The organism is Bradyrhizobium sp. BRP22 (assembly GCF_020194175.1).
Taxonomy (GTDB): domain Bacteria; phylum Pseudomonadota; class Alphaproteobacteria; order Rhizobiales; family Xanthobacteraceae; genus Bradyrhizobium.
In genome coordinates this window covers 16,725-30,169 of record NZ_JADYVX010000023.1, presented here as the reverse complement: position 1 = coordinate 30,169, position 13,445 = coordinate 16,725, and the positions used below count along the sequence as shown (strand labels likewise).

At 63.3% G+C, this 13,445-nt stretch carries 12 protein-coding genes; 7 read left to right on the top strand and 5 right to left on the bottom strand.

The window, feature by feature from the left end; genetic code table 11:
• Positions 1–111 precede the first annotated feature (111 nt).
• Together I6F35_RS25375 and I6F35_RS25370 are read right to left on the bottom strand one after the other, a co-directional pair.
• A complete protein-coding gene (locus I6F35_RS25375; RefSeq protein WP_225120386.1) occupies positions 112–1,224 on the bottom strand; it encodes a mandelate racemase/muconate lactonizing enzyme family protein in 1,113 nt (370 codons plus the stop codon).
• Positions 1,225–1,293: 69 nt separating this feature from the next.
• On the bottom strand, positions 1,294–2,490 hold the full coding sequence (locus I6F35_RS25370) for an ABC transporter substrate-binding protein (RefSeq protein ID WP_225120461.1): 1,197 nt from the start codon (positions 2,488–2,490) through the stop codon (positions 1,294–1,296).
• A 277-nt stretch (positions 2,491–2,767) separates the two neighbouring features.
• On the opposite strand from I6F35_RS25370, the gene I6F35_RS25365 reads away from it, so the two are divergent.
• The 4 genes from I6F35_RS25365 (at position 2,768) to I6F35_RS25350 (ending at position 7,176) form a co-directional block, all read left to right on the top strand.
• Complete coding sequence (locus I6F35_RS25365) at positions 2,768–3,607, top strand: AraC family transcriptional regulator (protein ID WP_225120385.1); 840 nt, start codon at positions 2,768–2,770, stop codon at positions 3,605–3,607.
• Positions 3,608–3,855: 248 nt separating this feature from the next.
• Positions 3,856–4,782, top strand: coding sequence for an SMP-30/gluconolactonase/LRE family protein (locus tag I6F35_RS25360; RefSeq protein ID WP_225120384.1), 927 nt, complete (start codon positions 3,856–3,858; stop codon positions 4,780–4,782).
• A gap of 128 nt (positions 4,783–4,910) precedes the next feature.
• A complete protein-coding gene (locus tag I6F35_RS25355) occupies positions 4,911–5,504 on the top strand; it encodes a GNAT family protein (RefSeq protein WP_225120383.1) in 594 nt (197 codons plus the stop codon).
• Positions 5,505–5,532: 28 nt separating this feature from the next.
• On the top strand, positions 5,533–7,176 hold the full coding sequence (locus I6F35_RS25350) for a GMC family oxidoreductase N-terminal domain-containing protein (RefSeq protein ID WP_225120382.1): 1,644 nt from the start codon (positions 5,533–5,535) through the stop codon (positions 7,174–7,176).
• A 166-nt stretch (positions 7,177–7,342) separates the two neighbouring features.
• On the opposite strand, the gene I6F35_RS25345 is transcribed toward I6F35_RS25350, so the two are convergent.
• Both I6F35_RS25345 and I6F35_RS25340 read right to left on the bottom strand, forming a co-directional pair.
• Positions 7,343–8,845 carry an NAD(P)/FAD-dependent oxidoreductase gene (locus I6F35_RS25345; protein ID WP_225120381.1) on the bottom strand — a complete coding sequence of 501 codons (1,503 nt, stop codon included), beginning with the start codon at positions 8,843–8,845 and terminating at the stop codon, positions 7,343–7,345.
• Between the two features lie 80 nt (positions 8,846–8,925).
• Positions 8,926–9,768 (bottom strand): MoxR family ATPase, encoded by an 843-nt coding sequence (locus I6F35_RS25340; protein ID WP_225120380.1) that lies wholly within the window; start codon positions 9,766–9,768, stop codon positions 8,926–8,928.
• Positions 9,769–9,995: 227 nt separating this feature from the next.
• On the opposite strand from I6F35_RS25340, the gene I6F35_RS25335 reads away from it, so the two are divergent.
• The 3 genes from I6F35_RS25335 (at position 9,996) to sseA (ending at position 12,646) form a co-directional block, all read left to right on the top strand.
• Positions 9,996–11,171, top strand: a complete 1,176-nt coding sequence (locus I6F35_RS25335) for a VWA domain-containing protein (protein ID WP_225120379.1) — start codon at positions 9,996–9,998, stop codon at positions 11,169–11,171.
• A 131-nt stretch (positions 11,172–11,302) separates the two neighbouring features.
• Positions 11,303–11,716: a rhodanese-like domain-containing protein gene (locus tag I6F35_RS25330; RefSeq protein ID WP_225120378.1), complete on the top strand. Its 414-nt coding sequence runs from the start codon at positions 11,303–11,305 to the stop codon at positions 11,714–11,716.
• Positions 11,717–11,788: 72 nt separating this feature from the next.
• The gene (gene sseA / locus I6F35_RS25325) at positions 11,789–12,646 is read left to right on the top strand and encodes a 3-mercaptopyruvate sulfurtransferase (RefSeq protein ID WP_225120377.1); all 858 of its coding nucleotides are present in this window, start codon (positions 11,789–11,791) and stop codon (positions 12,644–12,646) included.
• A gap of 10 nt (positions 12,647–12,656) precedes the next feature.
• On the opposite strand, the gene I6F35_RS25320 is transcribed toward sseA, so the two are convergent.
• Positions 12,657–13,430, bottom strand: a complete 774-nt coding sequence (locus tag I6F35_RS25320) for a hypothetical protein (RefSeq protein WP_225120376.1) — start codon at positions 13,428–13,430, stop codon at positions 12,657–12,659.
• Positions 13,431–13,445 lie beyond the last annotated feature (15 nt).

Genomic DNA, 13,445 nt, shown 5'->3' with positions numbered 1-13,445 from the left:
AGCAACGAAGCGATCCATCTTCCCGCTTGCGGAGGCATGGATTGCTTCGGGGGGCCTGTCATCAGGCGGCGCTTCGCGCCGACCCGTTGGCTCGCAATAACGCCTGAGTTGTCAACCCCGCTCGGACACGCGGTATTGCTCCATCACATCTCGGTCGGGCTCATAACCGAGTCCGGGCCCTTGCGGCACCTCGACATTCCCGCTTGCATCGACATCGGTGCGCCCGCGCCAGAGGCAGGCCGGCCGCTTCATGTAGAAGACCTCGATGAAGCCGTCGTTCCGTATCGACATCAGGTGCAGCGTCGCCAGGAAGCCCGGTCCGAAATAGGGCGAGTGCGGGACGATCTTGACACCGAGTTCGTCGGCGAGCGCCGCAACTCTCAGGAATTCGGTGATGCCGCCGACCTTGATCACCGAGGGCTGGGCGTGGCTGACGGCGCCCGCCGTCATCATCTGCCGGAATTGATGCACGGTGCAGGCGTTCTCGCCAGCCGCGATGTCGAGGCCGCCCTTGGCGCGCACGTCGGCGAGCGTGGCAAAATCCTCCGGCGGCCAGACCGGCTCCTCGAGGAACATCGGGGTTGCCGCCTGGCAGCCTCGCGCGAAAGCAATCGCGGTCGGGCCATCCAGCGGACAGTTCATGTCGACCATCAGCGGGATGTCGCTGCCGATCGCGTTGCGGGCGGCAAACACCGCGGGCGTCGTGGTCTCATGCAGCTTGATCGCGCGATAGCCGCGACGAAGCGCGGCCTCGCTTTCGCCGGCGATATGCTCCGGCGTGCCGATCCGCATCAGGCTCGCATAGGCCGGGATCTTTGCGCGCCTGGCCTCGCCGAGCAGCCGATGCAGCGGCACGCCCTTGATCTTTCCGGCAAGGTCCCACAGCGCGATGTCCAGGGCCGAGATCGCGAACATCGTGATGCCGTAACGGCCAAACAGATGCAGGTTGCGCTGGATCTGTTCCATGACGGCGGGAATACCGGAGGCGTCGGGCACGTCGAGGCCATGCGCCTGCGGCGCGATCATCTCCTCGATCGCGGCGCAGGTCGTGCGTGGGCAGACATAGGCAAACGCGTCGCCCCATCCGGTGAGGCCGGCATCGGTCTGAACCTCGACCACGACCATGTCCAGCGCGTTGATGGCGGACGCGCCCTGCCTGAAGCTCGCGGGGCCGGCGTCATAGGGGATGCGGATGTGGTGTGCGCGGACGTTTGTGATTTTCATGGCGTTTCTCCAAGGCGGAATGGCGTGTCCCGCGCGAGCGGGATACGCCGATTTGAAGCAATCGCAGTCCTAAGAGCTTTTCTCACCGCTCATGACCGGGCCGAACCGTTCCCAGCTCTCGCCCTTGAAGCGCATCATCTGAAGCTGCTCGATCGGTGCGAAGTCGCCGGGCCCGGTCTTGATGCGGGTGCCCGGCAAATAGATGCCGATCTGGAAATCGAGATTGGCTGCCTGCTTCATGACATTCTCACGGGTGAGGTTGTCGCCGCATTGGCGCAGCACCTGCTCGAGCCCCTTGGCGACGCCGTAGCCGAACACGGTGGCGGCATCGTCGAGATCGCCTTCGGGATACCATTTGGCCATGAATGCCCGCCACTCGTTCATCGCCGGGTCATTCTTCCATTCGGCGTCCTTGGGATCCTTCAGGTAAGCGGTGGAAAGTATGCCCTGGCTGGCGTCATAGCCTGCCGGCTTCATGACGCCACCGATCGAGCCGGAGACGTTGGTCAGGAACTGCACCGGATGCCAGTTCAGCTCGGCGATCTTCTTGATCGCCTGGGCCGCGAATTTCGGCGTCGCGATGTTGACGAAGATGTCGGGATTGGCGCCCTTGATCTGCACCACCTGCGAATCCACCGTCGGTGAACTGGTCTCGTAGGAGGCCTCCACGATGATCAGCTTGTTGGCCTGGTCGCCGAGACCCTCGCGCAGCCCGATCACATAGTCCTTTCCGAAGTCGTCGTTCTGGTAGAGCACGCCGATCGTCTTGCCGGGATAATTCTGCAGGATGTACTTGCCGTAGATCCGCGCCTCGACCTGGTAGCTGGGCTGCCAGCCCATGGTCCAGGGCGAGTTCTTCGGGTCGTTCCACTTCGCGGCGCCGGTGGAGACGAAGAGTTGCGGCACCTTCTTTGAATTCATGTATTTCTGGATTGCGGTGTTGCCCGGGGTGCCCAGCGGGTTGAAGATCAACAGCACCTCGTCGTTCTCGACGAGCTTGCGTGCCTGCTCGACGGTCTTCGGCGGGCTGTAGGCGTCGTCATAGCTGATGAAGTTGACCTTGCGGCCGTTGATGCCGCCTTCCGCGTTGAGCTTGTTGAAATAGGCCGCTTCCGTCTTGCCGATCGTGGCGTAGGCGGAAGCCGGGCCGGAGTAGGGCATGATGTTGCCGATCTTGATTTCGGTGTCGGTGGCACCGGGGTCGTATTTCTTTTGCGCGCTGGCTGTTCCCGCGAGCGCGACAGCCAGAAGTCCCGCGAGCAGCATGGATTGGGCGTAGTTCGAGCGTCGGTGGTGCATCATTGTCCTCCCTGACATTTGTGCCGCGGCTCTTGCAGTCTTGATTATGGGCAGCTTGAGGTGAGCCGTCGGATCGATGCGTCAGCGAGTATGCACGATTGGCTTTGCCTTGCCAGCGACAGGGTGGGTTGCAATTTCCGTGGGGCGGAACCACGCTCTGGTCAGTGCGAGACAGCAAGGACTGTCAAACGGCGCACGGTGCGATCGCGCATGATGGAGACGCTTCGAAGGAAGGCCGACAGCCATGAATCCAGCCCAGAAGGCGCTCTGGTACATCGAGAGCCATCTTGGTCAGCCGCTGACGCTCGACGAGATCGCCGGCATCGCCGGTGTTTCGCGCTTTCACCTGGTGCGCGCGTTTGCGGCGGCGACGGGATTTTCAGTGATGCGTTACGTGCGCGCCCGCCGGCTCAGCGAGGCGGCTCGTGCGCTCGCGGATGGCGCGCCTGATATTCTCAGCCTCGCACTGGATGCGGACTATGGCTCCCACGAAGCGTTCACCCGCGCGTTCCGCGACCATTTCGGCGTCACGCCCGAAACGGTTCGCGCCACGACGTGCCTCAGCAAGCTCAAGCTACAGGAGCCGATCATGATGGATTCGACCATGCTCGATCATCTGAGCCCGCCACGTATTGCGACCGGCAAGGCGTTCCTCGTTGCCGGCGTCGGCGAACGCTATAATCATGGCAATTGCGACGGCGCCGGCATCCCGAACCAGTGGCAACGCTTTCACCAGACGGTCGGCAATATTCCCGCCCGCATCGGCAGCGTCGCCTATGGCGTCTGCTGCAACGGCGACGACGCCGGCAATTTCGATTACATTGCCGGCGTCGAGGTCGCCGACTTCTCCGATCTGCCGCGCGAGTTCAGCCGGGTGCGAATCCCCGAGCAGAGATACGCGGTCTTCACCCATCGCGAGCACATCTCCACGATCCGGCGGACCGTGAACACGATCTGGAATCACTGGCTGCCGCAATCAGGCATGAAGGCGGCGGATGCGCCGAACTTCGAGCGCTATGACGAGACGTTCGATCCGGCCACCGGCAATGGCGGCCTCGAGATCTGGGTGCCCGTGAAGGAGTAGGGGACGTGTAGCCTTGTTAGGATGGGTAGAGCGCAGCGAAACCCATCAATGCGCTGGGTGAGATGATCGGTTTCGCTGCGCTCTATCCATCCTACGGCTCAATCCATCCTGCGGCATCTCGCAAGGCTGCCCTGCCTCCGCGCTTGCTTGGCAAGCGAGAACGTCTTTGTCATAACTCCACGCCAACAACACGTTGCGTGGGGCGGTTCAAAAATCCCCTTGCAGCCACAAGCAGCCGGGAGGATTTCATGGCCAATATCCGCGTTCTCGCCACCGATCTCGAATTTCCGGAAGGGCCGGTGGTGATGCCGGACGGATCGGTGGTGCTGGTCGAAATCCGCGGCAAGCGGTTGACGCGGGTCTATCCGGACGGGCGCAAGGACGTGGTGGCGCAGATTCCCGGCGGCCCCAATGGTGCGGCGCTCGGTCCCGACGGCAAGATGTATGTCTGCAACAATGGCGGCTTCAGCTGGATTCCGACGCGCAACATGATCATGCCGGGGCCGCAGCCGGAAGACTATCTCGGCGGCTCGATCCAGCGCGTCGACCTGCAGTCGGGCAAGGTCGAGACCGTCGTCGACAAATGCGGCGAGCATCCCCTGCGGGGACCGAACGACCTCGTCTTCGACAAGCACGGCGGGCTCTGGTTCTCCGATCTCGGCAAGCGCCGCGCCCGCGAGATGGATGTCGGCGCATTCTACTACATCAAGCCCGGCATGAAGGAGATCGTCGAAGGCGTGCACGGCCTGCTGCCGGCCAACGGCATCGGCCTGTCGCCGGACGAGAACACGGTCTACATCGCCGAGACGCCGACCGCGCGGCTCTGGGCCTATGAGCTTTCCGAGCCGGGCACAGTGAAGCCGCGTGAGGTGATCTATCGCGGCGAACGCGGCAAGCCGGTCGCGGGGCTCGGCGGCTACCAGATGTTCGATTCGCTCGCGGTGGAAGCGAGTGGCAATGTCTGTGTGGCGACCCTGGTCTCGGGCTGCATCTCGGTGATCTCCCCTGACGGTACCCTGATTGAGCAGGTTCCGACTGGCGACCGCGTCACCACCAACATCGCATTCGGCGGGCCCGAGCTGAAGACGGCCTACATTACGCTGTCGGGTAAGGGCGAACTGATCGCGATGGATTGGGCGCGGTCTGGATTGCCGCTGAATTTCCTCAACAAGTGACGCCGGCATGCTAGACCCTCATGGTGAGGAGGCGCAAAGCGCCGTCTCGAACCTGAGGCCCCGACGTTACCCGTGGTCATCCTTCGAGACGCACGCTCGCGCGCGCTCCTCAGGGATGAGGAGAGAAAATGCCCTGGCTTGAACCGATCACCCTTCGCAGCGCGCATGCACGGCTGGAGCCGCTGTCGCAGGATCACGCCGGTGGTCTCGTCGAGGCCGTAAAGGACGGCGAGCTCTGGAAGCTCTGGTACACATTCATCCCGCGTCCCGAAGACATGCGGAAGGAGATCGACCGCAGGCTTGGCTTGCAGGCAGCGGGATCGATGCTGCCGTTCACGGTGTTCGATGCCGGCGGCACCATCGCCGGCATGACGACCTACATGAATGTCGATGCGCCCAACCGCCGCGTCGAGATCGGCTCGACCTGGTACGCCAAACGTGTGCAGCGCAGCGCAGTCAACACCCAGTGCAAATTGCTGTTACTGGCACACGCCTTTGAGACGCTTGATTGCATTGCGGTAGAGTTCCGCACGCATTTCTTCAACCACCAGAGCCGCCGCGGCATCGAGCGGCTCGGCGCCAAGCTGGACGGCGTCCTGCGCAGCCACCAGATCGCGCCGAATGGCACGTTGCGCGACACCGTGGTCTACAGCATTATCGCCGGCGAATGGCCGACCGTGAAGGCGCACCTCAACTATCAACTCAACGAAAAGCCGCGGTAGCCGCTCTGCCGCGCCAGAAACGAAGACGATGGAAACGTTCGATTATGTGATCATCGGCGCGGGCTCCGCCGGTAGCGTTCTCACCAACCGCTTGAGCGAGGATGCCGGCACCACGGTGTGCGTGCTCGAAGCAGGGCCAAAGGACTGGCACCCTTATATCCATTTGCCGGCGGGCTTCATCAAGACGTTCCACATGAAGAGCGTCAACTGGGCCTATCAGCAGGAGCCGGGCCCGTGGACCGGCGGCCGCACCATCTATGCGCCGCGGGGCAAGACGCTCGGCGGCTCGTCCTCGATCAATGGCCACATCTACAACCGCGGCCAGCGTCAGGACTTCGACACATGGGCGCAACTCGGCAATCGCGGCTGGGGCTATCCGGACGTGCTGCCCTATTTCAAGCGGATGGAATGCCGCGTCGGCGAGTGTGATGACACCTATCGCGGCCGCGACGGCAGCCTGACCGTTACCACCATGGACTGGAAGGACCCGCTGTGCGAGGCCTTCATGGAGGGCGCCGTCAGCCTCGGCATCCCGCGCAACCCCGATTACAACGGCGCGATCCAGGAGGGCGTCTCCTACTGCCAGCGTACGATCCAGAACGGCCTGCGCATGAGTGCGGCAAAAGCGTTCCTGCATCCGGCGCGCAAGCGGCCGAACGTCCATGTGCGCACGCATGCGCATGTCACCAACATCATCTTCGAGGGCAAGCGCGCGGTCGGCGTGCGTTACTTGAGGGGAGGGCGCGGCGGCGAGCCGGTCGAGGTGCGCGCCAACAAGGAAGTGATCCTCTCCGGCGGCGCCTACAACTCGCCGCAGGTCCTGCAATTGTCCGGCGTCGGCGCGCCGGACCTGTTGCAGTCCCACGGCATCGAGGTGCGTCATGCATTGCCCGGCGTCGGCGAGGGGCTGCAGGATCATTACGCGCCGCGTTCGGTGGCGCGGGTGAAGAACATCAAGACCATCAACGAGCTCCGGCGCGGCCTCAGCCTGTGGGTCGAGGCGCTGAAATGGGCGACGACGCGGCGGGGGTTGCTGTCGCTGTCGCCGACCATGGTCTATTGCTTCTGGCACTCCGGCGAGACCACGGAGAGCTCGGACCTGCAGCTCACCTTCACGCCGGCAAGCTACAAGGAAGGCGTGCAGGGCCAGCTTGAGGACGAGCCCGGCATGACGGTCGCTTCCTGGCAGCAGCGGCCGGAGAGTCGCGGCTATGTCCGCATCCGCTCGTCGGATCCGTTCGCGCCGCCCATCATCCAGACCAACTATCTGGTCGAGGAGCTCGACCGCCGCGTCGTGGTCGCCGGCATGAAGCTGGCGCGCCGGTTGCTGAAGTCGTCGCCGCTGGCGCCTTACTACGACTATGAGGATTTTCCGGGTCCGAACGTGCAGACCGACGATGAATTGCTGGCGGCGGCAACCGAGCGCGGCACCACCACCTTCCATCCCGGCTGTAGCTGCCGCATGGGGCCGGCGGATGCCAAATGGGCTGTGGTCGACGACCAGCTCCGTGTTCACGGACTGCAGGGCCTGCGCGTGGTCGACGCCTCGATCATGCCGCGCATGATCTCGGCCAACCTCAACGCCTCGACCATGATGATCGCCGACAAGGCCTCCGACATGATCCGCGGCAAGCAGGCGCCCGAAGCGGTCAAGTTTCCGGAGATGGCCTGAGCGGTCGACATCCGAAAGTTCGCCGTCATGGCCGGGCTTGACCCGGCCATCCACGTTTCTCGGCGCGGCAAGACGTGGATGCCCGGGACAAGCCCGGGCATGACGGCGTTATTGGTTCAAGCTGAGTGAAATGCCTTCAGCGCGCCTCTGGAGTCGGGAGCCAGATTCACCGGTACACGAACGCCTTGTCGGTCAGATCGATCGTCGGAAACTCGTCCTTCTCGGCCCAGTAGTCCTGGTTGTGCTGCCACTCCGGCTTGTCGCCGCGCTTCGGCAACAGGTGCATGCCGCGCAGCATGTAGCCGGGGTTGAAGTTTTCTTCATCGATCCACGGCAGGATCGGCATGTTATGGTCTTCCGCCCGTAACGCCGGCGTCATTTTCTTCGCTCCGGTCTCCTTCATGTATTTGAGCAGGCGGCAGACGAAGTCGGCGACGAGGTCGACACGCAAGGTCCAGCTTGCGCGGAAATAGCCGAACACCCAGACGAGGTTGGGCACGCCCGTGAACATCATGCCGCGATAGGTCACGGTATCAGCGAAGTCGAGCGGCTTGCCGTCGAGCTCGAATTCGATGTCGCCGGTGGCGCAGAGATTGAAGCCGGTCGCGGTGACGATGATGTCGGCCTCTAACTCCTTGCCCGATTTCAGCAGGATGCCGTTCTCGGTGAAGCGTTCGATCTCGTCGGTGACGACGGATGCCTTGCCGGCCTTGATGCCCTGGAACAGGTCGCCGTCGGGGATGAAGGCGATGCGCTGCCGCCACGGGCGGTAGCGCGGCGTGAAGTGGGTGGCGATGTCGTAATCCTTGCCGAGATAGGCTTCGACCGCAGACAACAGATCCTTCTTCGCCTCCTCGGGCTTCTCGAACGTCTTGCGGGTGAAGGCGGCCTGGTCGAACAGGATCTTGCGGCGGGTGATCTCGTGAATCCATTTTTCGTCGACCTGCAACTGCCGCAGTTGCTCCGCGATTTCGATCGCGTTGCGGCCGGTGCGGAAATAGGTCGGCGAGCGCTGCAGCATGGTCACGTGCCCGGCGTCCTTGGCCATCGCTGGGATCAGCGTCGCGGCGGTGGCGCCGGAGCCGATCACCACGACGCGCTTGCCCTTGTAGTCGAGGTCCTCGGGCCATTTCTGCGGATGCACGATCGGGCCCTTGAACTTGGCCATGTCCTTCCACTCGGGCGTATAGCCTTCGGCATGGCGGTAGTAGCCCTGGCACATCCAGAAGAAGTTTGTGGTGAAGCGGAAATGCTCGCCGGTGTCGGTGCGAGTGGCGTCGATGGTCCAGAGATTGGTCTCGCTAGACCATTTCGCCGACGTGATGGTGTGGCGATAGCGGATGTGGCGGGCGAGATCGTTCTCCTCGATCACCTCGCCCATATATTTCAGGATCTCGGCCGCGGTTGCGATCGGCGCGCTGGTCCACGGCTTGAAGCGGTAGCCGAAGGTGTGGAGGTCGCTGTCGGAGCGGATGCCGGGATAGCGGTGCGTGCTCCAGGTCCCGCCAAACGTCTTTTGCGTCTCCAGCACGACGAAGCTGGTCCCCGGGCATTGCGTCGCCAGGTGGTAGGCTGCACCGACGCCGGAAATACCGGCGCCCACGATCAGGACGTCGAAATGCTCAGAGGTGACGGGCTCGGCGGCACGTATCTGGGTCTGGACGTTCATCTTCCCCACTCTATTGTTGTTTTATTGATGACATGTACGAAGAGCCGGAAGACTCCCGGCGCTTCGGAAAAATCGTCAAGTCAAACTTCGCGGCGGCTCAGGAAGGCCAGCCGCTCGAACAGGTGCACGTCCTGTTCGTTCTTGAGCAGTGCGCCATGCAGCGGCGGGATCAGCTTGCGCGGGTCGCGCTCCCGCAGCATCTCCGGCGTGATGTCCTCGTTCAGGAGCAGCTTCAGCCAGTCGAGCAATTCCGAGGTCGAAGGCTTCTTCTTCAAGCCTGGCACCTCCCGCACCTCGAAGAAGATGCGCAACGCCTCTTCCACCAGGCGCTTCTTGATGCCGGGGAAATGCACGTCGACAATCTTTTCCATCGTGTCGGCATCAGGAAACTTGATGTAGTGGAAGAAGCAGCGGCGCAGGAACGCGTCCGGCAACTCCTTCTCGTTGTTGGAGGTGATCATCACGATCGGACGCAGCTTGGCTTTGATGTTCTCGCCGGTCTCGTAGACGAAGAACTCCATGCGATCGAGCTCGAGCAGCAGATCGTTGGGGAATTCGATATCGGCCTTATCGATCTCGTCGATCAGAAGCACCGGGCGCTTCTCGTTGGTGAAGGCTTCCCACAGCTTGCCGCGTTTGATGTAGTTCTTGATGTCGGAGACGCGCGCGTCGCCGAGTTGGCTATCGCGCAAGCGCGACACCGCATCATATTCGTAGAGGCCTTGCTGCGCTTTGGTGGTGGATTTGATGTGCCAGGTCAGAAGCGGTGCATCGAGCGCCTTGGCGACTTCCTCGGCCAGCACCGTCTTGCCAGTGCCGGGCTCGCCCTTCACCAGAAGCGGCCGCTCCAGCACGATGGCGGCGTTGACAGCGACTTTAAGGTCATCGGTGGCGACATAATCCTTGGTACCGGTGAATTTCATACTACCCCGTCATGATGAGTTTCAATTTGATACTAATGGAAAAACCAAGCAGGTCTAGCGTGGATTCCAGCGCCTGCACGCAACTAAGATCATCGCTACCGCCTTGAAACTAGGCGTATTGTTTCCGCCTTGCGGAATGACCCTCACACCTCCGTTCGAACCCCCAATGCTGCCATGGAGACCCGAGTGCCCTTGACGGGGCGACCCCGGCGGGCGATCTATGGAACATGTTCTTGCAGTTCTTCACATCGCTGCGCGATGCCCAGGTCCCCGTGACCTTGCGCGAATATCTGACGCTGATGGAGGCGCTCGACGCCGACCTTGCCGAGCAGAGCGTCGAGAATTTCTACTACCTGTCGCGCTCGGCGCTGGTGAAGGACGAGCGCAACCTCGACAAGTTCGACCGCGTCTTCGGCACCGTGTTCAAGGGGCTGGAGAGCCTGCTCGATGCCATGGACAAGGCCGAGATCCCCGAGGAGTGGCTGAAGAAGCTCGCGGAAAAATACCTCACCGAGGAAGAGAAGAAGCAGATCGAAGCCATGGGCTGGGACAAGCTCATGGAGACGTTGCGCAAGCGGCTCGAGGAACAGAAAGGCCGGCACCAGGGCGGCAACAAGTGGATCGGCACCGCCGGCACGTCGCCCTTCGGAGCTCACGGCTATAATCCCGAGGGCATCCGCATCGGCCAGGAGAAGAACCGCAACAACCGCGCCGTGAAGGTCTGGGACAAGCGCGAGTTCAAGGATCTCGACGGCAATGTCGAACTCGGCATCCGCAACATCAAGATCGCGCTGCGACGCCTGCGCAAATTCGCGCGCACCGGCGCGCCCGACGAACTCGATCTCGACACCACGATCAAGGAAACCGCCAACCACGGCTATCTCGACGTGCACATGCGTCCCGAGCGGCGTAACGCCGTGAAGGTCCTGGTGTTCTTCGATATCGGTGGCTCGATGGATTCGCACATCGAGCAGGTCGAGGAATTGTTCTCGGCCGCAAAAAGCGAATTCAAGCACATGGAATATTTCTATTTCCACAACTGCCTCTATGAGGGCGTGTGGAAGCAGAACAAGCGGCGCTTCACCGATCGCACGCCGACGTGGGACGTGCTGCACAAATATCCGCACGACTACAAGGTGGTGTTCGTCGGCGACGCCTCGATGTCGCCCTACGAGATCATGGTCCCCGGCGGCTCGGTCGAGCATGTCAACGAGGAAGCCGGCTCGGTCTGGCTCGATCGGATCATCCGCACCTATCCGCACGCGGTGTGGCTCAACCCGGTGGCGCAGAAGCACTGGGACTATTCGGAATCGACCACGATCATCCGCCGCATCTTCTCCGAGCGCATGTACCCGATCACGATCGAAGGTCTGGAGAATGCGATGAAGGAACTGGTACGGTAGGCCTCGTCATTCCGGGGCGCGCGGCAGCGCGAGCCCGGAATCTATTCCTCTGCCGGCGCAAGTGGCCGAATGGATTCCGGGCTCGTCCTTCGGACGCCCCGGAATGACAAGAAACAACAAGGGAGAGCCCCATGTCCCAGACCATCCACCGCGGCATCAAGCAGATGATGGACGAGGCCAATGCCGAGATCGAGACCATCAGTGCCGCCGACGCGATCAAGATCCTTCCGAACGACGATGTCGTGATCGTCGACATCCGCGATCCCCGCGAGATCGAGCGCGAGGGCAAGATCCCCGGCGCCTTCTCATGCACACGCGGCATGCTGGAATTCTGGATCGATCCGGCGAGCCCCTACGCCAAGCCCATCTTCCAGCAGGACAAGAAATTCATCTTCCATTGCGCCGGCGGCATGCGCTCGGCGCTGGCCGCAAAGACCGCGCAGGACATGGGGCTGAAGCCGGTCGCCCATATGGGCGGCGGTTTCGCCGCCTGGCGCGACGCCGGCGGCCCGATCGAGAAGTGGGAGCCGAAGAAGAAGGACTAGGCGGCCCCACCGCCGCCGCCGTCATGGCCCGGACAAGCCCGGCCATGACGCAAGCTGAAAGGATATCGCCAGATGACCGCCACCGACGACCCGCTCGTCTCCACCGATTGGCTTGCCGGCCATCTCGGCGATCCCAAGGTCAAGGTGATCGACGCTTCCTACAAGATGCCGGGCGTGCTGCCGCTGCCGGGGGACGATTTCATCACAGCCCACATTCCCGGTGCGGTGTTCTTCGACGTCAATGCGATCGCCGACAAGAGCGATCCGCGCCCGCATATGTATCCGACCGCCGAGCAGTTCGCGCAGGACGTCTCCGCGCTCGGCATCTCCTCTGGGGACACCGTGGTTGCCTATGATGCCGGCGGCTGGGTCGCAGCGCCCCGGGCGTGGTGGATGTTCCTGTCGTTCGGCCATCCGAACGTGAAGGTGCTCGACGGCGGCTTGCAGAAGTGGAAGTCCGAGGGCCGTCCGACCGAATCCGGTCCCGTCACGCCGAAACCTGGAAAATTCCAGGCCAGGTTCGATCCGAGCTTCATCCGCAGCAAGGAGCAATTGCTCGGCAATATCGAGACCAAGAAGGAGCAGGTGATCGATGCGCGGCCGCGTCCCCGGTTCGAGGGGACGGTGGTCGAGCCGTGGCCCGGCCGGCGTTCCGGCCACATCCCCGGCAGCCGCAACGTTCCCTATGCCGATCTGTTCGACGCCAAGACCGGGGCGATGAAGCCGCTCGACGAATTGCGCAAGGCATTCGCGTCCGCCGGCGTCGATACAGCAAAACCGATCGTCACCAGTTGCGGCTCCGGCGTCTCGGCGCTGGTGTTGACGCTCGCGCTCTATCGGCTCGGCGTGCGCGGCAGCGCGCTCTATGACGGCTCCTGGGCCGAATGGGGGCTGCCTGACGGGCCGCCGGTCGCGACGGGACCTGCTTGATTCCAGACCATCAGCGCGTTGGGCGCATGATCACCGGCTGGCCGAACGCATCGAACTGCTGCTGCGGCAGCATCTGCTGCACCGGGCGTTGGCGCTGCGCCACGCGCCGGCGTTCCTTGGCACGTTCAGTCCGCGCCCGCTTCTTCGCCGCCGCGCCTTGATCCGGCTTCACGTCCGCGCGCTTCGCTGACGTCGTTTCCTCGACAGTGACGGCGGGGCCGCCCAGCGTGGCGATCTTGCTCGCCGCCGAACTCTCGTCCGGTGCCGCCGGCGCCTCGAATGCGGAAGGCGTGGTCTCGTTCGCGGGCGGAACCTCCGCGACCGCCGCGGGCTTGGTTTCCTCGGCTGAAGCAGTGCCCTCCGTGGCGGAAGCGGGACTGTCTGTCCGCGCTGCCGGTGGCTGGACTTCCTGCGCGTCCGCCACGGGCGGCTCGGCGGGCGGCGCCTCGGTCGAGACGGGCTCGTCGGGTTTCACGGCGGCAACCTGCTCGGGCGCGGCCGGCGCGGGAGCGTCCGCGGTCGAAGCAGGAGACGTCTCGGCGTTGTCCGGTGCCCTCTCGGTCGTCTCGGCCGCGGGCGGATCGACGCGCAGCATGGCGAGCGTCGGCGGCGGCTCCGGTTCTCGGGGTTGCGCGAAGACGGGCTCGGGCGGCATGCGCCGTGCCGGGACGTTCGCGACTTCCTCATGCGCGGCCCGCAACAGCGCGGCGGCGCCGAGCCCGAAGATCAGGACCGAGGTCGACAGCACGATCGCCGCGAACAGGAAACGAAGGCCGGGAAGCATGGGCGCGGTTCCGTC

What these genes read in the sequence shown, in the direction of transcription:
- I6F35_RS25330 (WP_225120378.1), top strand. Translation starts at nt 11,303, where the DNA reads ATGTCCCAGACCATCCACCGCGGCATCAAGCAGATGATGGACGAGGCC.
- I6F35_RS25365 (WP_225120385.1), top strand. Translation starts at nt 2,768, where the DNA reads ATGAATCCAGCCCAGAAGGCGCTCTGGTACATCGAGAGCCATCTTGGT.
- I6F35_RS25375 (WP_225120386.1), bottom strand. Translation starts at nt 1,224, where the DNA reads ATGAAAATCACAAACGTCCGCGCACACCACATCCGCATCCCCTATGAC.
- I6F35_RS25345 (WP_225120381.1), bottom strand. Translation starts at nt 8,845, where the DNA reads ATGAACGTCCAGACCCAGATACGTGCCGCCGAGCCCGTCACCTCTGAG.
- I6F35_RS25350 (WP_225120382.1), top strand. Translation starts at nt 5,533, where the DNA reads ATGGAAACGTTCGATTATGTGATCATCGGCGCGGGCTCCGCCGGTAGC.
- I6F35_RS25360 (WP_225120384.1), top strand. Translation starts at nt 3,856, where the DNA reads ATGGCCAATATCCGCGTTCTCGCCACCGATCTCGAATTTCCGGAAGGG.
- I6F35_RS25340 (WP_225120380.1), bottom strand. Translation starts at nt 9,768, where the DNA reads ATGAAATTCACCGGTACCAAGGATTATGTCGCCACCGATGACCTTAAA.
- I6F35_RS25370 (WP_225120461.1), bottom strand. Translation starts at nt 2,490, where the DNA reads ATGCTGCTCGCGGGACTTCTGGCTGTCGCGCTCGCGGGAACAGCCAGC.
- sseA (WP_225120377.1), top strand. Translation starts at nt 11,789, where the DNA reads ATGACCGCCACCGACGACCCGCTCGTCTCCACCGATTGGCTTGCCGGC.
- I6F35_RS25335 (WP_225120379.1), top strand. Translation starts at nt 9,996, where the DNA reads ATGTTCTTGCAGTTCTTCACATCGCTGCGCGATGCCCAGGTCCCCGTG.
- I6F35_RS25355 (WP_225120383.1), top strand. Translation starts at nt 4,911, where the DNA reads ATGCCCTGGCTTGAACCGATCACCCTTCGCAGCGCGCATGCACGGCTG.
- I6F35_RS25320 (WP_225120376.1), bottom strand. Translation starts at nt 13,430, where the DNA reads ATGCTTCCCGGCCTTCGTTTCCTGTTCGCGGCGATCGTGCTGTCGACC.